Here is a 24,924-nt window from a genome sequence, read left to right on the forward strand (position 1 = left end):
GAACGCGGGAGCCCAGAGGAGCGCAGCCCTACCCCTCCAGCAGCCGCTGCCCCACGTACTCGCCCTTCGCGGCCCCACCCGGCACCGCGAAGAGCCCGCTCGCCTCGTGCCGGATGAACTTGGACAGCGCGTCCCCGCGGTCGAGCTTGCGCTGCACCGGCACGAAGCCGCGCAGCGGGTCGGCCTGCCAGCACACGAAGAGCAGGCCCGCGTCCGGCTCCCCGCCCTTGTCGAAGCCGTCGTGGAACGAGAACGGGCGGCGCAGCATCGCGGAGCCGCCGTTCTGGTCGGGCCGGGTGATGCGGGCATGGGCGTTGAGGGCGATGACGTACTCGCCGTCCGCGCCCGCCTTCTCCAGCTTCGGCTCGGTGGTCTCCGTGCCACCGGTCAGGGGCGAGCCGTCCGACTTGTGGCGCCCGATGACCGCCTCCTGGTCCTTGAGGGCGAGCTTCTCCCAGTCGTCGAGGAGCATCCGGATGCGGCGTACGACGACGTAGGAGCCGCCGGCCATCCAGGACGGATCCCCCGTGGCGGGCACGTAGATCCGTCGGTCGAAGTCGTCCTCCGACGGCTTCGGGTTGTTCGTACCGTCGATCTGGCCCATCAGATTGCGGGTCGTCATCGGCTGCGCGGTCGCGCCGGGCGAGCGGTTGAAGCCGTTCATCTGCCAGCGCACCCGCGCCGCGTCACCCGCCTCCTTCTGGAGCGCGCGCAGGGCGTGGAAGGCGACGAGCGGGTCGTTCGCGCCGATCTGCACCCACAGGTCACCGTCGCTGCGCGCCTTGTCGAGGCGGTCGGAGGAGAAGTCCGGCAGCGGATCGAGCGCCGACGGGCGTTGCTTCTCCAGGCCGGTGCGCCCGAAGAAGCTGTGCCCGAAACCGAAGGTGACGGTCAGCGACGACGGGCCGGCGTCACGGGCGACATCCGTGTCCGCACCCGCCGGCGCCTTGCCCGCCATCAGCCGCTCGGCCGTCGCCGACCAGCGGCGCAGCAGGGCTGCCGCTTCCTTGCGGCCCGCGCCCGCCCTCAGGTCGAAGGCGATCAGATGGCCGCGGGACTGGACGGGCGTGGTGATGCCGGGCTGATGTTTCCCGTGAAACATGACCGTGTCCGCGCCAAGGGACGTCAGCGACGCCGCCTTCTCGGGGGCGTCCGAGGGCGCCGCGGCATACCCGGCCGCACCGCCCGCCGCGCCGAGCGCGAGGCCGGTGGCGCCGGCGGTGCCGAGCAGCCGCCGCCTCGAAATCCCGTTGTCCGCCATGGTGGTTCCGTTCAGCCGATCTGCGCGTTCTTGTTCACGGTCACTTGATCGATGTCGGAGGTGCGCACGGTCACCGCGACCTTCCAGTTGCCCGCCATCGGAATCTGGACCCCGCTGGAGCTCCAGTGTCCGGTGGCGATGTGGTCCGGGGCGACGGGCAGCGGGCCGACGTCCTTCGACTTGAGGGTGAAGGAGACCTTCACCTCGGGGATGTCGAAGGCGCTGCCGTTCGGCCGCTTCACGAAGATGTGCATCTCGTTGCTGCCGGTGCGGCCCGGGTCGAGGTCGAGCTGCACGGTGCCCTTGCCGTCCTCGGAGCCCGTGTCGAAGGGGATCTTGAGGGTGAGCGGGCCGGACCGTTGTGCGGCGGCGGCCGTCTTCGAAGCCGCCGCTTCCTCCTCGGTGCGTCCCGGCTCGGTCGACGTGAGGACCGTGGTGACGGCGAGCAGGACGACGGCGACGCCCGCCTCGGCGAGCACCGAGCGCCGCAGGCCGGACCGGTTCGGGTCCGCGTCGCGTATCCGCTTCTCGCGGGCGGTGGTCACGGCGGCCTGCTGGCGGGCGAGTTGGGCGGCACGCTTGGAGTCGGCTCCGGCGCCCCCGGCGGGCACCGTCACCGGCTTCTTCTCCACCCGCTCGGCCGTCGCGTGCTTCTCGGCCTGCTGCTCGACGACGGCCGCCGCGGTGGCCTCCGGCGCCGTGTCGCCCGCCTGGCCGGCGATCCGTGCCGTCCAGCGCCGGGAGATCCACGCGATGCCGACGAGGACGACCACCAGGCCGACCTTGATGAGGAGCAGCTGTCCGTACCACGTACCGGTGAGCGCCGACCACGAGCCGACCTGCCGCCACGACTGGTAGAGCCCGGTCGCGGCCAAGGCTACGACGCTGCAGAACGCCACGCGCGAGAAGCGCCGCACAGCCCCCGCCTCGACCGACGGCGCGAAGTAGAGGGCGACGACGAGCGCCGCGAGCCCGCCGAGCCAGGCGGCGACGGCGAGCAGGTGCACGACGTCCACGGGCATCGCGATCCCGGCCTGGATGCCGGTGGAGGCGTGTTCGGCCATGGCCCAGGTCGCGCCGAGCCCGACGGCGACGACGCCTCCGCCGATCGCGAGCCCGAAGGTGAGGTCCTTGCGTTCCTTCGGGTCGGTCCGCTTCTCGTACGCACCGAAGAGCACCGCGATGAAGAGCGCGGCCGCGGCGAGCAGCAGCAGCCGTGAGACCAGCGCGGCGCCCGTCTTCGTCTGCAGCACGTCGCCGAGCTTGGCCATGTCGAAGGCGTCGGCGATCTTCCCGGAACCCGTGTAGGGCGCGCGGAGCAGCAGCATCACGAGGGTGGACGCGGTGAGCGTGACCCAGCCGGACACCACGAGGCGCTGCACGGGGCGTACGCCCGCGCCGCGTGGCCAGCAGCCGAGCACGAAGGCCGCACCGCCGACGACGAGGATGAATCCGGCGTACGAGAGGTAGCGCGCGAAGCCGTAGAGCCCGCCGACGAATCCGCCGCCCACCTCCTGGTCCGGCAGCGCGACCTTCGTGTCGGAGGGCGCGCCCACGGAGAAGGTGAAAGCCCCCGAGATGGGGTGGCTGTCGGCGGACACGACTTGGTAGGCCACGGTGAAGGTGCCGTCGGGCACCCCCTTGTGCAGCTTCACGCCGTACGTGTTGGACCCGAGGTCACTGGTCTTGCCGGTGTCGACGCGCTTGCCGGCCGGGTCGAGCACCCGTACGGAGCCGTCGGACATGGCGACCTTCTCGGAGAAGGTCAGCGACACGCTGGTGGGCGCCTGGTCGACCACCGCCCCCTGCTTGGGGTCGCTTCCCGTCAGCGCGGCATGGGCGGAGGCGGGAGCCGCCGTGGCCAGCAGGGCGCCGAGGAAGACGGCGACGACGAGCAGGAGCCGTCCGACGCCCGGGGATGTCCCGAGTCGTGCGGCGGCCCCGGAGCGAGCTCCACAGCGGGGAGCGATGGTCTGCATCAGCGATCAGTCCCTCAGTGTGACGCGTGCTTGCCGGGCTTGGGGTTGTACGTGGCGGCCTTCACCGGAACCTCAACGTCGATGGGGTCCGACTTCTCGAAGTGCAGCGTCACCGCGACCTTGTCGCCCTGCTTCGGCTTCTGCTTGAGTTCCTCGAACATGAGGTGATTGCCGCCCCGCGCGAAGTCGAGCTCGCCGTTCGCGGGTACGTCGAACGACTTCTGCTCCTTCATCGCGTTGCCCTTGGTGCTGTGCAGCGTCACCTTCTGGGCGATGGAGCTGGTCACCGAGGTGAGCTTGTCGGCGCCGCCCTGGTTCGTGACGGTGAAGAACCCGGAGGCCATGGTGTCCATGGCGGGCTCCGGCATGAAGGCACCGGCGACCTTCAGCTCGGGCTTGTCGGATGCCTTGTCGGCGGACGCGTCCGAGCAGCCCGCGAGGGCGAGCCCCGCGGTCAGGGCCAGGGCGCCGCCGAGGAGGAGGCGGCGGTTCACGGAGTCGCTCCCTTGACGATCTTGGGGAGGTCCTTGGTGTAGTCGTCCACGGTGGTGTCCTCGCCGTACAGGACGTACCCGGCATCGGTCTTCGGCGAGAACGCGATGACCTGTGTGCCGTGCATCGAGACGACCTTGCCCTTCTCCTTCTTGGAGGGCTCGATGCTGATGCCGAGGGTGCGGGCGCTGCCCTGGATGGTGTCGAAGTCACCGGTCAGACCGATGAAGTCGGTGTCCTGGGCCTTGAGCCACTTGCCGAGGGCCTCGGGGGTGTCGCGCTCGGGGTCGGTGGTGACGAAGACGACCTGGAGATCGTCCTGTTCCGCCTTGGGCAGCTGCTTCTTGGCGACGGCGATGTTGCTCATCGTCAGGGGGCAGACGTCCGGGCAGTTGGTGTAGCCGAAGTAGACGAGCGTCGGCTTGCCCTTGGTCCGCGCGCGCAGGTCGTACTTCTTGCCGTGCGTGTCCGTGAGGACGAGGTCCGGCTTTTCGAAGGGCTTGTCGAGGATGGTCGCGGCCTTGTCGCCGTTGGACTCGACGGAGACGTCCGCGACGGGCTTCTTGCCGTCGTCACCGCCGCCGCAGGCGGACAGGGTGAGGGCGGCCGCGGCCAGCACGGCGGCGGCCAGCAGCTTCTTGTTGTTCTTCTTGCGCATACGAAAATGTCCCAGATGTGAGGGGGGCCCGGGCGCACCGGGGGCAGGTGAAACGCCCCCGGCGCGGCCCGAAGGGGGGCTCAGCCGTTGACGCGCCGACGTCCGGCGAGCACGCCGAACGCCACGCCGGCCGCGCCGACGACGATGCCGACGACGCCGAGAACGCGGGCGGTGGAGTCGCTGCTGTCGGAGGAGGCGGCGGACTCGCTCTTGTCGTCCTTGTCGTCCGACTTGTCGTCGTCGTGCGAGGCGGCGGCGCCGTGGCCGTCCTCGGAGGCGGCGGTCAGCGGGAGGGCCGGCGCCGGGTGCTCCGGCTCCTCCTGGCCCTTCTGCTGCGGCTCGATCCAGCGGACGACTTCCTTGTTGTCGTACGTCTGGACGGCCTTGAAGACGAGCTCGTCGGCGTCCTCGGGCAGCGCGCCGATGGACAGCGGGAACTTCTGGAAGGAGCCCGGTCGGACTCCCTTGCCGTCAGCGGTCCAGGTGACCTTGGAGACGGCCTCGTCGATCTTCTCGCCGTGCATCTCGAGGGGCTTGTCGAGCTTCGTCCTGGTGACCTTGGCGGTCCACCCGGGGACGTCCTGCGTCATGACGGAGGCAAGCGGGTGGTCCTCGGGGAAGGAGACCTCGAGCTTGTTGGTCGAGGCGTCGTCCATCTCGTTCGGCACCTTGAAGTTGACCGTGGCGTAGCCGCCCTTGGCGGCCTCGCCCTCGGCCGAGACGCTGACGTGCGCGAAGGCCGGCACGGAGAGCAGCAGGACGGCGGAGGCGGCGACGCCACCGACGACGGAGGCGCGAGAGGCCTTCACGGTGGACAGCGCAGACAGAACAGACATGGTGAGAACACTCCACTTTCAGCGGTGATGACCAGCAGTGCCGACCGGGTCGGCAGCGGTGATCAGGGGAGAGTGCGCGCGGCGGCGAACCGAGCGGGCACGCGCGCGTGGACGCCGCCGGCCGTGAGGCACCTCTCCGTAGTGCTGCGGTAGGAGTGCGTCGCGTCAGGCAGCGAGTGCGAGTGCGGCGGTGGCCGGCGGCCCTCGCCTGATCACCGTGTGCTGGAGCGCGGTGGTGTGCGGCTTCGGAGGTCCGACGAAGGCGGTACGAGGCGCTCGGAGGGCGGCGCCGGGAGCGCCGGGGAGCCCGGCTCGGAGTGCGCGCACGAGAGCGAGCGCCGCGCGCAGAGAACGGACGAGCGCCCCCTCGGCGACTCCGTACGCCCCATGCGCCGAGAGCCGCACAAGGCGGAGCAGCGCGATGTCGCCGCGGCGCAGCAGCCACCCGGCGGCGACGGCGGCGAGTACGTGCCCCAGGAGCATCGGAAGCGACGGGAGCAACGACATCGAGTCCATCGCGGTGTCCGCCGCGGTGGCCGAGGTGCTGTGGTGCGGGGCGTGGCCCACGGCCCCGCCGCCCGGCTCCACACCCGCCGTCGTCAGGATCCGGTGGGCCTGGGCGGGGCTGATGCCGGCGGTGCCGGCCCCGCACACCAGACGGGCGGCCCGCTCCACCAGGGAGGGCTCGGCGGACGTCACCGCCGTGCCGCCGTGCTGGCCGACTCCGAAGAGCGCGTGCAGGCCCACCTGCCCGGCAGCGAGCACGGCGGCGATGCCCGGCAGCGAGCGCTCACGCCCGGCGAGCGGTGCCGCCACGGCGAAAACGGCGACGAACCCGACGCCCAGCGTCCACAGCGGGACGGCGGCGCAGGAAGCGAGCACATGGCCCCCGGCGGACAGCACGACGCAGAGCACGGCGAACACCGCGGCTCTCAGCAGCCGGAGATCGACTCCGGCGCGCGCTTCGCGCTGGTGGGGGGCAGTCATGGCCGGAACATCATTGCACTGGGCCCAACCGCCGCACACGGCAGGTCCGCAAGCTCCCCTGGATGCCGATGAGTGCCGATCGATGCCCATAGGTGCCGAATGGGCGCCTTTGTCAGGCTCGAAAGAGGTGCGTGGGAGGCGTGTCTACACCGTGCCGGGCCATTCGCGCGTCGGCCGTATGGGCGGCATCACGTCAACTGCGCGCTTATACACGGGCGCTTGCGGCAATACGTATCGGTATGTCGAGCCGCGGCCAGGAGGCTGGAGCATGAGCATGTGGTGGTCTCTCCATTTGCGGCGCGAAGCTGCGAGCGTGCCATTGGCCCGCCGGTTGCTGATGGGGACGATGGAGACCGCGGGGGTGGACCCTGACGTCTCGTACGACCTGTCGGTGGCTCTCAGCGAGGCCTGCGCCAACGCGGTGGAGCACGGTGGCGACGCGGTGCCCCCCGAGGGGGCGGCGGGGGCCTATCGGGTGACGGCGTATCTGGACGGCGAGAAGTGCCACATCGAAGTGACCGATTCGGGCCCGGGATTCGTCCCCGTCGCGCAGCCCGCATCCGACACCGCTGAGCACGGACGCGGTCTGTACCTCATCCAGGAGCTCGCCGACCACGTGCACTTCGGCGACAAGCCCGGGGGCAGGGGCGGCACGGTGATCAGCTTCGACAAGATCCTCAAGTGGCGCGAGGACACGCCGCTCGTCACCGCCTGAGGAGCGGCCCGCCCACCGGTGGCTCCTGGCGGCTCAGCCGGGCGGCAGCGCCCTGCACAGAGCCTCCAGCGCGGCACCGTAGGCGTGCTCCGGCGGCGTGGAGTAGCCGACGACCAGGCCGTCGGGCGCGGGCATCGTGGCCTCCGGATGGCGGAAGTCGGCGAGGCCCTCCAGTGCGAGGCCCTGCCAGGCGGCCGCCTTCGCTGTGGACTGTTCGGTGCCGGGCGGCAGCCGCAGGACGGCGTGCAGGCCCGCGGCGACTCCGGTCGGGCTGATGTGCGGGGCGTGCGTGGCGAGAGCGGCGACGAGTTGGTCGCGGCGGTGGCGGTAGCGCTGGCGCATACGGCGGATGTGCCGGTCGTAATGGCCCGAGTCGATCAGATCGGCGAGCGTGAGCTGGTCGATCACGCTCACCCACGCCTCCCGCTCGCCTTTTGCCGCGAGCACCCCGTCGATGAGGTGTTCGGGCAGAACAAGCCACCCGATGCGCACCCCCGGAGAGAGGCTTTTGCTGACCGAGCCCATGTAGACGACGTGTTCGGGGTCCAGGCCCTGTACGGCGCCCACCGGCTCCCGGTCGTAGCGGAACTCGCCGTCGTAGTCGTCCTCCAGGACGAGAGCGTCGCGGGTGCGTGCCCAGTCGATCACCGCCGCGCGCCGGGCCGGGTGCAGGGGGCCGCCCGTAGGGAACTGGTGTGCGGGCGTGAGCAACACACCCCCGATGTGCTGACTGTCGGTCAACTCCTCAACCCGGGCGCCCTTTTCGTCCAGGCCGAGCGGGACCGTCCGTACGCCCGCGGTCGCGAGGATCGACCGATGGAAGCCGAGGCCGTACGACTCCACGGCGAGGGGATATCCCTTGCTCGAACGATGCCGAGAGCTCGGGGAAGGGCGCGAGCTCGGGGAAGGGCGAGAGCTCGGGGAAGGCCCGCTCAGCACCCCGCCTCCCCCGCTCCCGAACAGCAGCCGCAGGGCGTGCGCGAAGCCGGAGCACACCACGATGCGCTCCGGATCGGTGCGCACCCCGCGGGCCCGCCCCAGGTAACCGGCGAGCGCCCGGCGCAGTTCGACGCGCCCCTGCGGGTCGCCCGGCCCGAAGGCCTCGTTCGGCGCGGAGTTGAGGGCGCGCCGGGCCGCGGCGAGCCAGGCGGTGCGCGGGAAGGAGGCCGCGTCCGGCTGGCCCTGGCGCAGGTCGTACGCGGGCGGGGCGGGTTTCGCGGGCCGGGTGGGCGCCCGCTTGGGGACGCGGGTGCGCGCGGGAGGCGCCGCCCGGTCGGCCACGCGGGTGCCCGATCCCTGCCGTGCGGTGAGCCAGCCCTCGGCGACCAGCTCGGCGTAGGCGTCGGCGGCGGTGTTGCGGGCGATGCCCAGATCGGCGGCGAGGGAGCGGTAGGGCGGAAGCCGCGTCCCCGGAGCGAGCCGGCCCTCGCGCACGGCGTCCCGCAGCGCACGGATGAGAACGGCCCGGCGGCCACCCGCTCCGGAGAGCTCCAGGTGCAGGTCGCTTCCGATGCGCTCGGCCAGATTGACCCATGATTCCGCCATGAGAATGCACCCTATCCGAGGTCTATTCCCGCCGTAGATTCATGGTCATGACGAACAACGCGAACGCCACGCGGACCTCCACGCAGACCGCCGCCAACACCGCCGCCAACACCGCCGCCAAGACGGTCGGCCGGGCTGGCACGCCCATGCCCCGCCTCAATTTCGCCAAGGCCGCGCCCAAGGCCTTCAAGGCCGTGATCGGACTCGACGCCGCCGCCCGCGACGGCCTCGACCCGGCCCTGGTCGAGCTGATCCAGATCCGCGCCTCGCTGCTCAACGGCTGCGCCTACTGCCTCCACATGCACACGTCCGACGCGCGTAAGGCGGGCGAGGACGAGGCTCGGCTGCACATGGTGGGCGTCTGGCGTGAGGCAAGGAACTTCTTCACGGAGAAGGAGCAGGCGGCTCTCGACCTGACCGAGGCCGTCACGCTCGTCCACCAGGGCGGTGTCCCGGACGACGTCTACGCCCGCGCGGCGGCGCACTTCGACGAGACGGAGCTGGGCCACGTCCTGGCCCTGATCTTCACCATCAACACCTGGAACCGCATCGCCCTGAGCACCGCCAAGGTGGCGGGCGAGGATGAACGCTAGGCCCGGTACGCGGCTGCGGAACGCAGAACCGGGCCCCTTCTTAAAGAAGGGACCCGGTTCTCAAGGAAGGGACCCGGTCCGGCTCAAGGAAGAGACCCGGTCCGGCAGGAGGCTCAACCCTTGAGCTCAACCCTTGAGCTCAACCCGTGAGCTCAACCCTTGAGCTCAGCCCTTGAGCTCAGCCATCCACGCCTCGACGTCGTCGGCACGGCGCGGCAGCGCGGCCGACAGGTTCTTGTTGCCGTCGGCCGTCACGAGGATGTCGTCCTCGATCCGCACGCCGATGCCGCGGTACTCCGCCGGCACCGTCAGGTCGTCCTCCTGGAAGTACAGGCCGGGCTCGACGGTCAGACACATGCCGGGCTCCAGGACACCGTCGGCGTACGTCTCACGGCGCGCGGCGGCGCAGTCGTGGACGTCCATGCCGAGCATGTGACCGGTGCCGTGCAGGGTCCAGCGACGCTGGAGGCCCAGCTCCAGGACGCGCTCGACCGGGCCCTCGACGAGGCCCCACTCCACGAGCTTCTCGGCGAGCACGCGCTGCGCGGCGTCGTGGAAGTCGCGGTACTTGGCACCGGGCCGCACCGCCGCGATGCCGGCCTCCTGGGCCTCGTACACGGCGTCGTAGATCTTCCGCTGCAGCTCGTCGAAGCGGCCGTTGATCGGCAGCGTCCGCGTCACGTCGGCGGTGTAGTACGTGTGCGTCTCCACACCGGCGTCGAGCAGCAGCAGCTCCCCCGCGCGCACGGCGCCGTCGTTGCGCACCCAGTGCAGCGTCGTGGCGTGCGGGCCCGCGGCGCAGATCGAGCCGTAGCCGATGTCGTTGCCGTCGACGCGGGCGCGCAGGAAGAACGTGCCCTCGATGTAGCGCTCGCTGGTCGCCTCGGCCTTGTCCAGGACACGCACGACGTCCTCGAAGCCGCGGGCCGTCGAGTCGCACGCCTTCTGCAGTTCGCCGACCTCGAACTCGTCCTTGACCAGACGGGCCTCGGAGAGGAAGACGCGCAGCTCCTCGTCGCGCTCGGCGGTGACCTTGTCGGTCAGCGCGGCCTCGATGCCCGCGTCGTACCCACGGACGACCCGGACGGAACCGGTCGCCTCGCGCAGCTGCTGGGGGAGCTCGCGCACGTCGGACGCCGGGATGCCGTACAGCGTCTCGGCCTCGGTGAGGGAGTGCCGGCGGCCGACCCAGAGCTCGCCCTGGCCGTCCAGCCAGAACTCGCCGTTCTCACGGTTGGAACGCGGCAGCAGGTAGATGGTGGCCTCGTGGCCGTTCGTGCCGTCCGCGAAGTCGGTCGGCTCCAGGACGAGGACGCCGTCCTCCGTCTGGTTGCCGGTCAGGTAGGCGTACTCGACGGAGGCGCGGAAGGCGTACTCCGTGTCGTTCGAGCGGGTCTTGAGATTGCCCGCGGGGATCACGAGGCGCTCGCCGGGGAAGCGCGCGGAGAGCGCGGCACGGCGGGCGGCGGTGTGCTCGGCCTGGGCGATCGGCCGCAGGTCGTGCAGCTCCGTGTCGGCCCAGCCGGACTTCATGTTCTCGGCGAGCTCGTCGGAGACGCCCGGGTACAGGCCGTTCTTGCGCTGCTTGATCGGCTCTTCCTCGGACTCGGTCTCCAGGTCTTCCGGGGTCTCCGGGTTCTCCGGAATGAGCTCCTCCGACACGATCTGCCTCCTATGTACGACACTGGGCCCCCTCCATCGTACGGGCGTACGGAAGGGGGCCCAGAGGCGGAAGACCCATTACATGCCGTATTGCGGGTGTCACTCGGAATTTCGGATGTCACTCGAAACGGGCCGCGAGGAGAACCACGTCCTCCTGGCTCTCGACCGTGTCGAGCCCGTCCGGCAGCACCGCGCGCAGGACGTGGTCGAGGAGCGCGTCCGGGTCGTCGCGCACCGGCTTCGGCACGCTCGCGGCCGCCGCGTGCAGCCGCGCGAAGGCCCGGTCCATCGGGTCACCGGTACGGTGCAGAAGGCCGTCCGTATAGAGGAGCACCGTTTCCCCCGGTGCCGTCTGGAACTCCACGCTCGGCGCCTCCCAGCAGGCGAGCATCCCCAGGGGTGCCGAGAGCGAGGTCTCCACGTACTCCGTGCGCCGCTCGCCGATCACCAGGGGCGGGCTGTGGCCCGCTCCCGCCAGGACGATCTTGCGCAGCGCCGGCTCGCAGTACGCGAAGAGGGCCGTCGCGGACCGCGCGGGCTCGGTGAGCCGCAGCAGCAGCTCCAGATCGGACAGTACGGCGACGGGGTCCTCGCCCTCCATCACGGCGTACGCCCGCAAGGAGGCCCGCAGGCGCCCCATCGCGGCGACGGCGCTCGGCCCGGACCCGGTGACGGACCCGGCCGCGAGGCCGAGCGCGGCGTCGGGCAGCGGCAACGCGTCGAACCAGTCGCCCCCGCCGAGCGCGGAAGTGCGGTGCCGCGCCGCGAGCTGCACCCCGGCGACCCGCGGCAGACGCGAGGGCAGCAGCTCCTCGCGCAAGGTGGCCTCCGTGGTGCGGGCCCGGTCCAGTTCGATCAGTCGCGCCAGGTGTTCGGCGGCCTGGCGGGCGTAGAGCCCGACGAGGTGCCGCTGGCGTTCGCCCGGCTCCGCGGGCTCGTCGTACAGCCAGACGGCGGCGCCGATCCGGCCCGCCGCCTCGGTGGACAGGGGCAGCGCGTAACTCGCGGCGTAGCCGAGCCGGGCGGCCACTTCGCGGTGGCGGGGGTCGAGGCTGCTGTCGGCGGGCAGATCGGCGTCGACGATCCCGGTCTCGGCGCCCGGGGGCGTGGGCGGTGCGTCGAGGAGCCGCCCGAAGGCGGTGGCGGCGCGGGGGACCGTCTCGATGTGGCCGAGGTCGGCGCGGGTGAGGCCGAGGCCGACGGTGGTGTCGGGGCCGAGCCCGTCGGCCGGCTCGAGGACGAGCAGGCCGCGGCCCGCGCCGACGAGGGCGGCTCCGGCGCGCAGCAGTTCGTGCCGGGCCGCGTCGAGGGTGGCCGTGCGGGCCAGGCGCTCGGTGAGCTCCTGCAACGTGGTCAGATCGGAGACCCAGCCCGCGAGCCGGTCCTGGATCAGGAGGGTCGGTGCCGCCGGTGCCTGTGGGGCGGGCGCGACAGTGTGGGCTGGTGGCGGAACAGTGGAATCGATTCCGGCCACTTTCGGGAGGTGCGGAGCGTTCATGGCTGACGGCTTTCCGGCCGGTGCGTATTGCTCAATAGCATCGCAAACCCCCATGTCATTCTGCGCCGCTAGCAATGTTCTCCACATCTACACGCACTGGTTAGGGGATGTCCAGCATTGTCCAGCTGGGATTCCTGGTGTCCGTGGGAATTCTGTGGCGTATAACGATCTTGGGAACTTGGCTTAAAAGTGCCTGAGGCGACGGCCTATTGCGATCGACTGGGATTGTTCGACAAGGGGTACTCCCAAGCCCTCAGGCATGGGAGGCGCGTCACAGCGGCCGTGATGGGTACGTACTCGGTGATGACCAGGGGCAGTTGAGATCCGCCCGGAACCTGGTGACGGACCCGGGCGTCTTAACTCACGACGACCGTGCCCCATCCTCCCGTGGGGGAGGCGGCGAAGAAGTACGCGGGACAGCAAACGCCAGGCGCCGCCACCCCACGCCACGCTAACGCTCGGCCCTAACGGGTTCCCCATGCCGCAGGCTGGGGTGTGATGCGCCAGTTCTACGCACAGCGAAGTGATCCACACATGGTGTGATGTGGCCCGCCGTGTTCCTCGGCGTGTAAACGGAAAGGAACGAGCGCTCATGCGCGAGATCCTCGGAAGGCGAAGCAGGTTCCTGGCCAGGCTCATCGGCAGGAAGTCTGACCAGAGTCCCGGTCTGATCGGCGCGGCCCTGACCTCTGCCACGGCATGGAAGTGGCCCGTGGTCCCCGGCGTCGGACTCGACCGGCGAGACGGCACCCGCTGCGCCTGCGCCGACCCCGACTGCACGGTGCCAGGAGCCCACCCCCTCGACCCCGGCCTGCTGGCCGCGACGACCGACGAGCGCATGGTGCGCTGGTGGTGGACGAACCGCCCGGACGCGCCCATCGTGCTCGCCACCGGCGCCGGCGCCCCGTGCGCCGTCAGCCTGCCCGCGATCGCCGGAGCGCGCGCCCTGACCGCGCTCGACGAGATGGGCATCAGGCTCGGCCCGGTCGTCGCCACCCCGGCCCGCCTTTTCCTGCTCGTCGCGCCGTACTCCATGGAGCAGTTGGGCGACCTGCTGTACGCCAAGGACTACGTACCGGGCTCACTGCGCTTCCACGGAGAGGGCGGATATCTCGCGTTGCCGCCCTCCGAGACGGGCCAGGGGCCGGTGCGCTGGGAGCGGGCTCCGCTGCCCGGCTCGGCGGCGCCGTGGGTGCCCGATGTCGAGGCCGTGGTGGACGCGGTGGTCGACGCGCTCACTCGTACGGGTGTGAGCGCGCCCGAGTTGTAGGGGAAACGGGCGCGCGCGGAGCCGGGCGCCCGGCAAACGTCGTTAATGTCAGGCCTCATGAACCCCCGCCTGATCGCGCTCATCGGCGTCGTGGCCATTACGGTTCTCCTGCCGCTCGCCGGCGCGTCCGCGGGGCCTGTGAGTGACGGCGACGCGGAAGCCAGGCAGTCGGCGGAGCGGCCGGCGGACGCGGCGCCGGATTCCGACGCGAAACAGCCCTCTACGGAGAAGAAACAGCCCTCTACGGAGGAGTGGACTTCGCAACGCTCCTCTACGGAGGGCGCGGCTTCGGGCGACCGGCCTTCAGAAGAGCGGCCTTCGGACGACCGTCCTTCGGACGACTCCTCGCTCCTCACGGGGCTCGGCTTCGACAGTGCCGCACAGTGCGGCCCCGAACTCACCTCGCCCAAGGGCATCGAAGCCCAGACGTGCGTCCTGACCCAGGGGCACGACACCTGGGGGCGCACGTACTACCGCAACACGACCGGCGATGAGCTGAGCGCCGTACTGAGCGTCATGGCGCCGGGCGGACGCACCGTGCAGGTGCATTGCACGGTCGCCGCCGCGGACGAGCCGGAGACGTGCGAGACGCCTCGGGAGCGTACGACGGGGAATTCCGCGGCGTATTCGGCGGTGGTGGAGTTCGCTGACAGGAGTGGCGGACCGTTGCTCCTGCGCTCCGGAAGCAACTCCGCGCGGCCATAAGTCAGTTGACTCGACAGGTCAGGCGGACAGTGGGCCGGACATGGAAGCGCCCGGTTGCTGGCGACGGGGGATGCACCAGCAACCGGGCTACCTGAACGGTAACAAGAGATCGGCTCTTGGCAAATTCGATCTCGGATATCCGGACAGGGATTTACCTGCGGCGACAGGGAGTTGTGACAGGAGTCACCCACTCCCTTCCGACTGACTGGTGGGTCAGCTCAACGTCACCTGGCGGTTGGTGAGACCGCCGCGCGCCCGGCGCTCCTCCGGCGTGAGCGGGGCCTCGCTGCCCAGCGCCGTGGCGAGCCGTTCGGCGAACTCGGCGGCGGGCTTCTCGATGTCCTCGGCGCCCATGCCGGTCGGCAGGTCCCACACCGGGACCGTCAGGCCGTGCGCCCGGAAGGATCCGACCAGACGGGTGCCTTCGCCGAGGCTCGACGTGCCGGCGGCGTGCAGCCGGGCGAGCGCGTCGAGGAGCTGCTCCTCGGGGTGCGGCATGACCCATCGCAGGTGGTTCTTCTCCGGGGTCTCGCACCAGTACGCGGAGTCTACTCCGGAGAGCTTCACGGTCGGGATGGCGGCGGCGTTCGCCCGCTCCAGGGACGCGGAAACCTCCGGCGAGGCGTTCTCCGAGTCCGGCACCCAGAACTCGAAGCCCGCGTGCACGATCGGCTCGAATGTGCCCTCGGGGTCGAGGAGGTCCTGCAGGCGCGGTCCGTCCGCGGGGGCGCGGCGGGCCTGGACCGGAGAGCCGGGCTCGGCGGTCAGGGCGCGCTGGAGGGTGTCGGCGAGGTCGCGGCTGATGTCGCCGGACGCGGTGTCGTTCTGCAGGCCGAGCAGGACCGAGCCGTCGTCGCGGCGCAGCGCGGGCCAGGCCATCGGCAGGACGGTCGCCAGAAAGACGGAGGGAACGCCGTCCGGCAGCCCGTCCTTGAGGGGCAGTTCGACGGTCGCCGCCGGGACGAGCTCGCGCAGAGCCACCCAGTCGCCCTCGCCGGGCAGGCCTTCGAAGGGGCGGTGCACCAGCTCGGTCACCGCGTGAGCGGCGGCCCGGCCGTGACAGGCCTTGTAACGGCGGCCCGAACCGCAGGGGCAGGGTTCGCGGGCACCGACGACAGGGACCTGCCCGTCCGTCAGCTGCGGCTGCTTGCCCTTGGTCTGAGGGCGCTTCTTGGCCATCTTGGGTGTCTCCCGGATGCGGCTTTCCAGCGTGGCTCTTCGTACGTCTTGGGCGTACGGGCGCGAGCCTAGCCGCTCACCCTTGGGGCGTCGGGTTTCAGCCTCGGTCGGACGGAGTCGTCAGGGGGAGTCGTCAGCAGGAGTCGTCACCCAGGAGTCGACGGTCGGAGTCACCGCTCGCGGTCGTCGAAGGGGTCCGCGTACGCGAGGTCCGGTATCGCCGAGCCCGCGGGGGCGGCGACGCGCGTAGCGAAATCCTCGTGACAGTGCCCGGCTTGTACGACGACCCACACCGTGACCTCGCCGTGGATGTCGTCACGCACGCCCCATGTCTCGGCGAGGGCCGTGATGATGTTGAGCCCGCGCCCGCCGTGCGCGGTGACCGAGGGCGTGGCCGGAACGGGGCGGGTCGGGCCACCGCCGTCCGTCACCTCGACCGTCAGCCTGCCCGTCGCGTCCACGCGCCAGGCGGCCCGGACATCACCGTCGCCCACCATTCCCTCGCCCAGCGGCCTGCCGTGCCGACAGGCGTTGCTGAGCAATTCCGAAAGGATCAGTACGGCATCGTCGATGACCGATTCCGGCACCCCGTTCCCGCGCAGTTGATCACGCATCCGGTGCCTTGCTTCCCCCACGCCCGCCGGGCCATGGGGTACGGCCATGCTCGACGACGCGGGCACCTCCCGTGCCACCACCAACGCCACCCCCGAGACCTCCTTCGCCCCACGCCACGGTGTGAATGCCCCAATGGACTGGACCGGAAACCGGCCAATCCTTGTGTGGTGACGCACTCGTAACGATCGAATACGGACCGAACGCGCCGGTGCACTCCCCGTAACCGACGGGATTGCGGTTAGCGGCGGCCCAACTGGGACAGCACCTGCTTGGGGCGATTGGTGATGATGGCGTCGACGCCGAGTTCGGCGCAGAGCTCCACGTCCTCGGGTTCGTTCACGGTCCACACGTGCACCTGGTGTCCCGCACGTTTGAGTCTGGCGACGTAGGCCGGGTGGTTGCGGACGATCCGCATGCCGGGACCGGCGATCCGGACCCCCGCGGGAAGGCGGCCGTCGCGGTGGCGCGGTGAGACGAACTGCATCAGGTAGACCGTCGGCAGGGTGGGGGACGCGGCCCGCACGCGCTGCAGGGAGCGCGCCGAGAAGCTCATGACGCGTACGGGCGAGGGGCCCTCGGCGGGTGGGGAGTCCAGACCGAAGCGCTTCAGTAGAAGAAGCAGCCTTTCCTCGACCTGACCCGCCCAGCGGGTGGGGTGCTTGGTCTCGATGGCCAGCTGGACGTCGCGCCCCGACGCATTGCTTTCGGCCACCAGCTCAAGGAGCCGCTCCAGGGTGAGGACGGAGGTGTCCTCCCAGTCGGGCAGCTCGTCGGCCTCACCGTGGTTGTTCTTCCAGGAGCCGAAGTCGAGGGTGGCCAGATCGGCGAGCTCCAGGGCCGACACGGCACCCCGGCCGTTCGACGTCCGGTTCACACGACGGTCGTGGACGCAGACGAGATGCCCGTCCGCAGTGAGGCGTACATCGCATTCGAGAGCGTCGGCCCCGTCCTCGACCGCCTTCTTGTACGCGGCCAGCGTGTGCTCGGGGGCGTCTTCGGAGGCTCCGCGGTGGGCGACCACCTGGATCTGTTGCTGTCGTGCGAAGGTCACCGCGTCATGGTGCCATCACGGGGTACTCAAAGGCTTGCCCCAGGGGCGTACACAGAGCCGGATCCACAGGATCGGCTTATGGTGCCCTGACAGCCCATGGGAAAAGCTGACAGCAGACAGATGCACAGTAGGGCACAGCCAGGCCGTGACCGAGAACGACAGCGTGGACCGAGGAGAAGAGCTGTGAGCACCGAGAACGAGGGCAACGAGGTACCCCCGGCCCCGTCAGCGCCCCCTGCGCCGGTGGAGTCTCCCGCTGCTTCCGCCGACGCCGCGACGCACGCCCCCGGGGCGCCCGGCCCCGCCGCGGACGCTCCCTCGCACGCTTCCGGTGCCGGAGCGTGGCCGCCTCCGCCGCCGCCCGCCGTTCCTTCGTACGCCCAAGGTGGAGGGTCGGGCTCCGGATGGGGCGCCTCGTACGAAGCGCAGCACCCGGAGGGATCCAAGCCCGCGGGCCGCCGCGGAGGTCTGATCGCCGCGGTGCTCGTGGCCGCCCTCGTCGCCGGTGGCGTCGGCGGTGGCGTCGGCTTCTGGGCGGCCGACCGGAACGACAACAGCACGGGCTCGACCACGGTGTCCGCGTCGAACACGCCGGCCGACCTCAAGCGCGACCCCGGCACGGTCGCCGACATCGCGGGCAAGGCGCTGCCCAGCGTCGTGACCATCGAGGCCCAGGGCGGCAACGGCGAGGGCGGCACGGGCACCGGCTTCGTCTACGACACGCAGGGCCACATCCTGACGAACAACCACGTCGTGGCCTCCGCGGCCGACGGCGGAAAGCTCGCGGCCACGTTCTCGGACGGCAAGAAGTACGACGCCGAGGTGGTCGGCCGCGCCGAGGGCTACGACGTGGCGGTCCTGAAGCTCAAGAACCCGCCGTCGAACCTGAAGCCGCTCCCCCTCGGCAACTCCGACAAGGTGGCCGTCGGCGACTCCACGATCGCCATCGGCGCCCCCTTCGGCCTCTCGAACACGGTCACCACCGGCATCGTCAGCGCCAAGGACCGCCCGGTGACCTCCAGCGACGGCGCGAGCAGCAAGAGCTCGTACATGAGCGCCCTGCAGACCGACGCCTCCATCAACCCCGGCAACTCCGGTGGTCCGCTGCTCGACGCCGGCGGCGCGGTCATCGGCATCAACTCCGCTATCAAGCCCGCGGAGAGCGGAGGCGGCCTCGGCGGAGGCGGCCAGTCCGGCTCCATCGGCCTGGGCTTCGCGATCCCGGTCAACCAGGCCAAGTACGTCGCCCAGCAACTGATCAAGACCGGCCAGGCGGTCTACCCCGTCATCGGCGCCTCGGTCTCCCTGCAGGAGAGCTCGGGCGGTGCCACGATCTCCCGTGAAGGCGCGAGCGGTACGCAGGCGGTCACCCCGAACGGCCCGGCGGACAAGGCGGGCCTCAAGCCCGGTGACGTCATCACGAAGCTGGACGGCTCGGTGATCGACAGCGGCCCGACCCTGATCGGCCAGATCTGGACCCACAAGCCGGGCGACACCGTCGAGATCACGTACAAGCGCGACGGCAAGGAGCACAAGGTCGACGTGGTCCTGGGCGAGCGCAAGGGCGAGAGCTGACCCGCTACTCTTGTCCCCGCACCGCCGTGAACGGCGGCGCGGGGTGGGTTGCCCGAGCGGCCTAAGGGAACGGTCTTGAAAACCGTCGTGGCGAGAGTCACCGTGGGTTCAAATCCCACACCCACCGCGTTTCTTGAGAGCCTCTGACCAGCGGAATCGGTCGGGGGCTCTCGTTTTTTCAGGCGGTACGCAAGGGCGCTTCGGACGCTCGAGGGTGGTGCCAGCAACACCTTGGAGAGGCCGGGTCGCCGTATGTCCCGGGGCGCTTGGATTCGCGAGTCTTGAGGACGTCAGCACGGTACGTCCCCGGCACCTCCCCGCCGCGAAGATTCGAGGCCCCTCATGAGCACCAGCACATTGCCGTACGCACCCGCTCCCGCTGCTCCTTCCGCCTCCTCCGCCGAGCGCGCTCCGGGGGCACCGGGCTTCTGGCGGGCGCCGTTCGCCGCCTCGACGTACCGGGAGATCGGCTACACCGTGGTGTCGCTGCCCATCGCCATCGTGGGCTTCACGTTCGCCGTGACGATGTTCTCGCTCGGTGTGGGTCTCTTCGTCACCGTGCTCGGACTGCCGGTCCTCGCGGCGGCGTTGGCGGGGGCACGGGGGCTCGGGGCGGCCGAGCGGGGGCGGGCCCGGGTGCAGCTCGGGCTCGATGTCGCCGGGCCCGCTGCCGTGGAGAGGCCGCGGGAGGCCGGTGTGTGGGCGGGGATGCGGGCGCGGCTCTCGGACGGTGCGGGCTGGCGGGCGCTGCTCTTCCAGGTGGTGACGTTCCCCTCGCGGGTCGTGTCCTTCGTCCTCAGCGTGACGTTCCTGGTCACCGGCTGGGTGGTCGCCCTCCTCCCGGCGTACTCCTGGGTGTTCCCGCGGTACGTCGACTGGCCCGGCTACCGGCTGTTCGAGTACACCTCCGGTGGCGAGCGCCATGAGTTCTACCTGGAGTCGCCGGTGCAGATCGCCGGGGCATCCCTGGTCGGCCTCGTCATCGTCTTCCTCACCCCGAAGCTGGTCCGTGCCCTGACGAACATCGACCGTGCGGCGGTGCGTTCGATGCTCGGGCAGCCGCGACGGTAGGCGTGTCGGAGAGCGCGGTAAGGGGCGTCCGCCATTGCGGGCGCCCCTTACCGCGTCACTGGTCGGCCAGCTGTCACGGCTAACCCGTCACGCGTTCCCGGTCAGCCGCGCCGCCGACGCGATCGTCGAGCGGGCCTCGCGTTCCGTGAGGCCGACCTGCAGCGCGGCGGCGATGAGATCGGCGACCAGGGGCTCGCCGATGCCGTTCTCATAGGCGCGGCAGGCGGCCCAGAACAGGCGGGTGTTGCGCTGGCCCTCGTGCGCGGCGAGCACGAACTGGACCAGGCCCTGCCCCCGTAGGGCCGGGGCGGGCATGTGCGGGAGCGTGGGGTGGTAGGCGCGGGGCGGGGGCGTGAGCAGGCGCAGCAGGGCGGGCGGGCACTTCGCCGGAGGGAGGTGGGCGGTGCCGGCCACGGCGCTGTAGACGCCGTGTTCGGTGCGCGAGCCGGGACCCACGAGATAGCCGCCGGCGCCCCTGATGTCGATGCCGGGGGCGAGGCGCCCCGCGGAGTTGGGGACGACGGCGTCGGGCGGGCCCGCGAGCCAGATGTGACGGCCGCCGCTGGGGGTCGCCACGACGACCGTGGCCGGGATCGTGAAGAGGTGGCGCAGTGCCAGTTCACGCAGGGCCGCCGGGGCGTCCGTACCGGACTTGGTGTCCAGGTCGACGCCGATCAGGTGGTGTGGGGGCAGACCGCACGCGATGCCGTAGCCGGTGGCCCAGGGGGCGGCGGCGAAGAGTTCGCGGATACGCCACGGGTCGGTCGACGCGTCGTACACGCCGTGTCCGGGGCGGCCGCATTCGCCGTGACAGGGGGTCGCTTCGGGTTGCTCGTGATGGGGGGAGCGGAGCGCCGGCAGCTTCGTGCGCGAGAGCGGGATGACGGCGAGGCCGCGCTCGGCGGCGGACAGCGCGTGGGCGAGTACGAGTGCGGTGGCATGGCGGTCGATGGTGGCCATGACCTCATTTTCGTACAGGCGTTCGAAGAAAGAAAGGGGGCGGGGCGCGGCGCGCGGACGAAACGCGCGTGCGCACGCCGATCTTCCGGTTGTGACGGAACGCTTCAGCCCGTGCGGCGCCTGGGTTTGAGCCAGCTCTTCGCACCTGAACTGGGTCGTTGGGGGAGCGGAGCACGTTTATCGACTTGTACTCACGCTTGCGGGGGAATTGGGGCTTCCGGGGTGGTTCGCCGGGGATTCGGTGGGCAACTCTGGACTCGCGACGTCGTGCAGAACCCCCAAGGCGGTCGGCCAACTGCTTTGGAACAGGCAGCACTTCAGGTGCGCCCGGTACATCACCGGTGCGTGCCCCCATAACGGAGGAAACTGACATGGCAAGCATCCGCACCGCCCGCGTCATCGCTGCAGCCGCGGCCCTGCCCCTGGCTGCCGCACTCTTCACGGGTGTCGCGACGGCCGACAACGGCTCCTTCGCGAACGACGGATCGAACGCGGGCGTGGCGACTGTCAACGGCAGCGGCGTCGGCGGCAACAACAACGGCAACTCGTCCACGTCGCAGCAGCAGGCTGTCGGTACGGGCGCCTTGAACCAGAACAACACCGCCCAGGTGGACGGCTCGGCGTTCACGGCGATCGACCAGTCGAACGAGAACATCGCCGTCAACTTCACCCACCTCTGGTGAGGTGACGGCGCCCGGGGTGGCGCCCCGGGTGTGCTCGCAGGGGTGAGTGGCGTTCTGCGCGGCGGTGCATCTGCACCGCCGCGCAGTCGTGTGCGCGGTGTGTGGGGCCGCGCGTAGCCCGCCTCTCGTATCCGGGGTGATCTCTTGACACCGCGACAGTTTCTGACGGACAGTCAGAAACCACTGTCGGTGCGACGCCCTTACGCGAAGGAGAGGCCGCCGCCGTGCACCTCGCCCCCACCGAACGCCAACAGCGGCTGCGCACCGAACTGCGCGCCTACTTCCGCGCTCTGATGCCGGACGGGCCGCCCGAAGGCGGCGACCTGGCGGGCCAGCGCCGACTGCTGCGGCGCATCGGGGCCGACGGGATGCTCGGCCTCGGCTGGCCGGTCGAGTACGGCGGGCAGGGGCGCGGGCCCGACGAGCAGTTCGTCTTCTTCGACGAGGCCTACCGCGCGGGTGCCCCCGTATCGATGGTCACCCTGAACACAGTCGGGCCGACCCTCATGAAGTACGGCACCGAGGAACAGAAGGCCGCTTTCCTGCCGCGCATCCTCAGCGGTGACGTCGTCTTCGCGATCGGGTACAGCGAGCCGTCGGCGGGCACGGACCTGGCCTCGCTCCGCACGCGGGCGGTGCGCGAGATCGAGGGCCCAGCCGACCCGGCCGGCCCAGCCGACCCGGCCGACCCCGAGGGCACGTGGGTCATCGACGGGCAGAAGATCTTCACGTCGAACGCCCAGAACGCCGACTGGATCTGGCTGGCCTGCCGCACCGACCCGGAAGCCCCCAAGCACCAAGGCATCTCGATCATTCTCGTGCCGACCGACGCTCCCGGGTTCTCGTGGACGCCGATCGAGACGGTGGGCGGTCTGACGACGACGGCGACGTACTACGACGGAATACGCGTGCCCGCCGGGAACCTCGTCGGCGAGGAGAACGGCGGCTGGGGGCTCATCACCAACCAGCTCAACCACGAGCGGGTGGCGCTCGCCGCGATCGGCATGCAGGCCGAGGACTTCTACGCCGCGGCCCTCGCCTTCGCCCGTACACCCGATCCCGTGACGGGCGAACGCCGGATCGACGCTCCGTGGGTCCGTTCCAGGCTGGCGGAAGCGCAGGCGCGGCTGGCGGCGACGCGCCTGCTCAACTGGCGTCTGGTGGGCGATGTCGGGGCGGGTGCGCTGGCGCCGGGAGACGCGAGCGGCGTGAAGTTCGCGGGAACCGAATCGGCGGTGGAGGTGTACCGCATATGTCAGGAAGTCACGGGCCAGGCGGGTCTGGTCCGGGCCGGCTCGCCCGGCTCCCTGACGCTCGGCACGGCCGGTGAGGGGGAGCTGGAGCGGATGAACAGGGCCGCGCAGATCAATACGTTCGGGGGCGGGGTGAGCGAGGTGCAGCGGGAGATCGTGGCGACGATGCGCCTCGGGATGCGGAGGGGACGGCGATGACCGATCCGGCGACGTCCGATCCGGCGATGCCCGGCCTGGCGATGACCGATCTTTCGTACGAGGCGCTGGCGGCCTTCGAGGGGCGGGCCGCCGCCACGTCGGGCGAGGGCAAGGACCCGGTCAACGAACCGATGATCCGGCACTGGTGCGAGGCCATGGGCGACAGGAACCCGGCCTACGCGGGGACAGATCCGGTCGCGCCGCCGACGATGCTCCAGGCCTGGACGATGGGCGGACTCTCCGGGCATCAGGGGCGTTCGGCCGCGTACGACGAACTGTTCGCGCTCCTGGACGGCGCGGGCTACACCTCTGTCGTCGCGACGGACTGCGAGCAGGAGTACCTGCGGCCGCTGCGGCCGGGGGACGAGATCACCTTCGACGCGGTCATCGAGTCGGTGTCGGAGCGCAAGACGACCAAGCTGGGCACGGGCCATTTCGTCACGACCCGCATGGACGTCAGGGCCGGAGGAGAACTGGCGGGGACCCACCGCTTCCGCATCCTCAAGTACGCGCCCGCGCGGAGGAAACCCCAGGGCAAGCGGCCCCGCCCGGTGATCAACCGCGACAACGCGGGATTCTGGGAAGGCGTGGCCCGCCACCAGCTCCTGATCCAGCGCTGCGGCGGCTGCCAGACGCTGCGTTTTCCCTGGTTGCCCGGCTGCAACGCCTGCGGGTCGCTCGACTGGGACACGGTCGAGGCGAGCGGCGAGGGCACGGTCTACTCGTACGTCGTCATGCATCACCCGCCCTTCCCCGCCTTCGATCCGCCGTACGCCGTCGGTCTCATCGACCTGGCGGAGGGCGTGCGCATGGTGAGCAACGTGGTGGGCGTGCCCGGTGACAAGGTGCGGATCGGGCAACCGGTGCGGCTCGAGTTCCAGCGGGTGGACAAGGAGTTGGATCTGCCGGTGTTCCGGGCCGCCGAGAGCATGGCGGGGGGCGGGGTCTGACATGGACTTCACACCCACGGAGGAGCAGGCCGCGGCACGGGATCTCGCCGCGGAGATCTTCGGGGATCTGTCCACCCCCGAGCGGCTCGCGGCGGCGGGTTCGGGGTCGGGTTCGGGTTCGGACGCCGAGCTGTGGAAGGCGTTGTGCGCGGCGGGGCTGCCGGGAGCGGTGGAGGACGTCGGGTTGCTCGGCCTCGTGCTGCTGCTCGAGGAGCAGGGGAGGACGACGGCACAGGTGCCCTTCGCGGCGAGCTGTGTCTACGGGCTGCTCGCGGTGGCCGCACACGGCACGGTGGAGCAGCGGGATCGGCTGCTGCCGGGACTGCGGGACGGTACGGCGGTCGCGACGGGGGCTTTCCCGGCGCGGGGTGGCGTGGCTGTCGCCGCGGAGGGAGCTTCGGCCGATGCGGGGTACGGCGCTGATCCCGGAGCGCAGGCGGGACCGACCGGAAGATTGACCGGGGTGGTGCCGTGGGTGCCGTGGCTGCGGGATGCCACGGAGGTCCTGGTGGCGGTGCGCGACCCGGCGCCGCAGGGCGGTCCTCCGGGTGGCCACAGCCTGTGGAGAGTACGGGTGGCCGATGCGCAGACCGAGCCGGTGGAATTGACCGCACCGTGGGCGGCGGGGCGGCTGGTCCTGGACCGGACTCCCGGGGAGCGCATCGGAGGGGAAGGGGCGTACGAGGACGTCCTGGCGAGCGCGCGGACAGCCTTCGCGGGATTGCAGGCCGGGGTGTGCGCGGGGTCGTTGGCGCGCGCGGTGGCCCACACGAACGAGCGGCAGCAGTTCGGGCGCCCCCTGGCGGCCAAGCAGGGGGTGCAACTCCGGGCGGCGGACGCCCACATGGACACCGAGGCGATACGGGTCACGGCGTACGAGGCGGCCTGGCGGCGCGACGCGGGTCTGGCGTACGGCACCCACGCCTTGACCGCCGCGTGGTGGGCATCGGAGGGCGGCAAGCGCGTGGTGCACGCGGGCCAGCATCTGCACGGCGGCACGGGGGCCGACCTCGACCATCCCGTACACCGGCACTTCCTGTGGGGACGGCAGTTGGACGCGTACCTGGGGTGCGGCAGCGAAGTCCTGGCTGAGATGGGCGACTTGACAGCTCGGGGTACGGAGGGCAGGGGGGGACGACGTGATGGGGGACGAGACGACATGACCGGGAGACAGCAGGCCTACGGGGC

Annotated in this window: 22 protein-coding genes, 1 tRNA gene and 1 pseudogene; 11 read left to right on the forward strand and 13 right to left on the reverse strand. The window is 70.9% G+C overall.

Translation table 11 applies throughout. The features are described from left to right. Window positions 1-28: 28 nt before the first annotated feature. The 6 genes from efeB to AB0I94_RS17615 form a co-directional block, all read right to left on the reverse strand. Window positions 29-1,261, reverse strand: coding sequence for an iron uptake transporter deferrochelatase/peroxidase subunit (efeB, locus tag AB0I94_RS17590; protein WP_363310458.1), 1,233 nt, complete (start codon window positions 1,259-1,261; stop codon window positions 29-31). Window positions 1,262-1,272: 11 nt separating this feature from the next. After that, complete coding sequence (locus AB0I94_RS17595; protein WP_363310459.1) at window positions 1,273-3,240, reverse strand: copper resistance protein CopC; 1,968 nt, start codon at window positions 3,238-3,240, stop codon at window positions 1,273-1,275. A 14-nt stretch (window positions 3,241-3,254) separates the two neighbouring features. Next, window positions 3,255-3,734, reverse strand: coding sequence for a copper chaperone PCu(A)C (locus AB0I94_RS17600; protein WP_363310460.1), 480 nt, complete (start codon window positions 3,732-3,734; stop codon window positions 3,255-3,257). Next, on the reverse strand, window positions 3,731-4,390 hold the full coding sequence (locus AB0I94_RS17605; protein ID WP_363310461.1) for an SCO family protein: 660 nt from the start codon (window positions 4,388-4,390) through the stop codon (window positions 3,731-3,733). Before AB0I94_RS17605 ends, AB0I94_RS17600 begins: the two co-directional genes overlap by 4 nt. A gap of 80 nt (window positions 4,391-4,470) precedes the next feature. Next, window positions 4,471-5,199, reverse strand: a complete 729-nt coding sequence (locus AB0I94_RS17610) for a YcnI family protein (RefSeq protein ID WP_363310579.1) — start codon at window positions 5,197-5,199, stop codon at window positions 4,471-4,473. Between the two features lie 192 nt (window positions 5,200-5,391). Continuing rightward, entirely contained in the window at window positions 5,392-6,213 is an 822-nt protein-coding gene (locus AB0I94_RS17615; RefSeq protein ID WP_363310462.1) for a hypothetical protein, read from the reverse strand. 268 nt (window positions 6,214-6,481) lie between these two features. Here AB0I94_RS17615 and AB0I94_RS17620 point away from each other — a divergent pair, with 268 nt between their 5' ends. After that, window positions 6,482-6,928 (forward strand): ATP-binding protein, encoded by a 447-nt coding sequence (locus AB0I94_RS17620; protein WP_363310463.1) that lies wholly within the window; start codon window positions 6,482-6,484, stop codon window positions 6,926-6,928. 33 nt (window positions 6,929-6,961) lie between these two features. On the opposite strand, the gene AB0I94_RS17625 is transcribed toward AB0I94_RS17620, so the two are convergent. Continuing rightward, window positions 6,962-8,473 (reverse strand): PLP-dependent aminotransferase family protein, encoded by a 1,512-nt coding sequence (locus AB0I94_RS17625; protein ID WP_363310464.1) that lies wholly within the window; start codon window positions 8,471-8,473, stop codon window positions 6,962-6,964. A gap of 146 nt (window positions 8,474-8,619) precedes the next feature. On the opposite strand from AB0I94_RS17625, the gene AB0I94_RS17630 reads away from it, so the two are divergent. Beyond that, window positions 8,620-9,066, forward strand: a complete 447-nt coding sequence (locus tag AB0I94_RS17630; RefSeq protein WP_363310580.1) for a carboxymuconolactone decarboxylase family protein — start codon at window positions 8,620-8,622, stop codon at window positions 9,064-9,066. Between the two features lie 165 nt (window positions 9,067-9,231). Here AB0I94_RS17630 and AB0I94_RS17635 read toward each other — a convergent pair whose 3' ends face one another. Together AB0I94_RS17635 and AB0I94_RS17640 are read right to left on the reverse strand one after the other, a co-directional pair. Next, a complete protein-coding gene (locus tag AB0I94_RS17635) occupies window positions 9,232-10,728 on the reverse strand; it encodes an aminopeptidase P family protein (RefSeq protein WP_363310465.1) in 1,497 nt (498 codons plus the stop codon). Between the two features lie 118 nt (window positions 10,729-10,846). Beyond that, window positions 10,847-12,226, reverse strand: coding sequence for a PP2C family protein-serine/threonine phosphatase (locus AB0I94_RS17640; RefSeq protein ID WP_363310466.1), 1,380 nt, complete (start codon window positions 12,224-12,226; stop codon window positions 10,847-10,849). A 592-nt stretch (window positions 12,227-12,818) separates the two neighbouring features. Here AB0I94_RS17640 and AB0I94_RS17645 point away from each other — a divergent pair. Continuing rightward, a complete protein-coding gene (locus AB0I94_RS17645) occupies window positions 12,819-13,496 on the forward strand; it encodes a bifunctional DNA primase/polymerase (RefSeq protein ID WP_363310467.1) in 678 nt (225 codons plus the stop codon). 57 nt (window positions 13,497-13,553) lie between these two features. Beyond that, entirely contained in the window at window positions 13,554-14,201 is a 648-nt protein-coding gene (locus AB0I94_RS17650) for a hypothetical protein (protein WP_363310468.1), read from the forward strand. A 213-nt stretch (window positions 14,202-14,414) separates the two neighbouring features. Here AB0I94_RS17650 and AB0I94_RS17655 read toward each other — a convergent pair whose 3' ends face one another. The 3 genes from AB0I94_RS17655 to AB0I94_RS17665 all read right to left on the reverse strand — a co-directional run bounded on the left by AB0I94_RS17655 (window position 14,415) and on the right by AB0I94_RS17665 (window position 17,046). Continuing rightward, window positions 14,415-15,380, reverse strand: coding sequence for a DUF5926 family protein (locus AB0I94_RS17655; protein ID WP_363310469.1), 966 nt, complete (start codon window positions 15,378-15,380; stop codon window positions 14,415-14,417). Window positions 15,381-15,550: 170 nt separating this feature from the next. After that, a complete protein-coding gene (locus tag AB0I94_RS17660) occupies window positions 15,551-16,171 on the reverse strand; it encodes an ATP-binding protein (RefSeq protein ID WP_363310470.1) in 621 nt (206 codons plus the stop codon). Between the two features lie 62 nt (window positions 16,172-16,233). Further along, window positions 16,234-17,046: a glycerophosphodiester phosphodiesterase gene (locus AB0I94_RS17665; protein WP_363310471.1), complete on the reverse strand. Its 813-nt coding sequence runs from the start codon at window positions 17,044-17,046 to the stop codon at window positions 16,234-16,236. Window positions 17,047-17,229: 183 nt separating this feature from the next. Between AB0I94_RS17665 and AB0I94_RS17670 the strand changes: the two genes are divergently transcribed. From AB0I94_RS17670 to AB0I94_RS17680, 3 genes are all read left to right on the forward strand, one after another. Further along, window positions 17,230-18,621 carry a trypsin-like peptidase domain-containing protein gene (locus AB0I94_RS17670; protein WP_363310472.1) on the forward strand — a complete coding sequence of 464 codons (1,392 nt, stop codon included), beginning with the start codon at window positions 17,230-17,232 and terminating at the stop codon, window positions 18,619-18,621. Window positions 18,622-18,663: 42 nt separating this feature from the next. Continuing rightward, a tRNA-Ser gene (locus tag AB0I94_RS17675) sits at window positions 18,664-18,748 on the forward strand. Window positions 18,749-18,963: 215 nt separating this feature from the next. Continuing rightward, window positions 18,964-19,692: a sensor domain-containing protein gene (locus AB0I94_RS17680; protein WP_363310473.1), complete on the forward strand. Its 729-nt coding sequence runs from the start codon at window positions 18,964-18,966 to the stop codon at window positions 19,690-19,692. A gap of 87 nt (window positions 19,693-19,779) precedes the next feature. On the opposite strand, the gene AB0I94_RS17685 is transcribed toward AB0I94_RS17680, so the two are convergent. Next, a complete protein-coding gene (locus tag AB0I94_RS17685; protein ID WP_363310474.1) occupies window positions 19,780-20,652 on the reverse strand; it encodes a bifunctional DNA primase/polymerase in 873 nt (290 codons plus the stop codon). Window positions 20,653-21,023: 371 nt separating this feature from the next. On the opposite strand from AB0I94_RS17685, the gene AB0I94_RS17690 reads away from it, so the two are divergent. The 4 genes and pseudogenes from AB0I94_RS17690 to AB0I94_RS17705 all read left to right on the forward strand — a co-directional run. Beyond that, window positions 21,024-21,335 (forward strand): hypothetical protein, encoded by a 312-nt coding sequence (locus AB0I94_RS17690; RefSeq protein ID WP_363310475.1) that lies wholly within the window; start codon window positions 21,024-21,026, stop codon window positions 21,333-21,335. A gap of 224 nt (window positions 21,336-21,559) precedes the next feature. Continuing rightward, entirely contained in the window at window positions 21,560-22,786 is a 1,227-nt protein-coding gene (locus tag AB0I94_RS17695; protein WP_363310476.1) for an acyl-CoA dehydrogenase family protein, read from the forward strand. A gap of 41 nt (window positions 22,787-22,827) precedes the next feature. After that, window positions 22,828-23,736, forward strand: coding sequence for an OB-fold domain-containing protein (locus AB0I94_RS17700; protein WP_363310581.1), 909 nt, complete (start codon window positions 22,828-22,830; stop codon window positions 23,734-23,736). A 1-nt stretch (window position 23,737) separates the two neighbouring features. Next, window positions 23,738-24,835: pseudogene (locus AB0I94_RS17705) on the forward strand (acyl-CoA dehydrogenase family protein); the annotation flags it as partial. Between the last annotated feature and the right edge of the window lie 89 nt (window positions 24,836-24,924).

This window comes from Streptomyces sp. NPDC050147, from assembly GCF_040660195.1.
Taxonomy (GTDB): Bacteria; Actinomycetota; Actinomycetes; order Streptomycetales; family Streptomycetaceae; genus Streptomyces.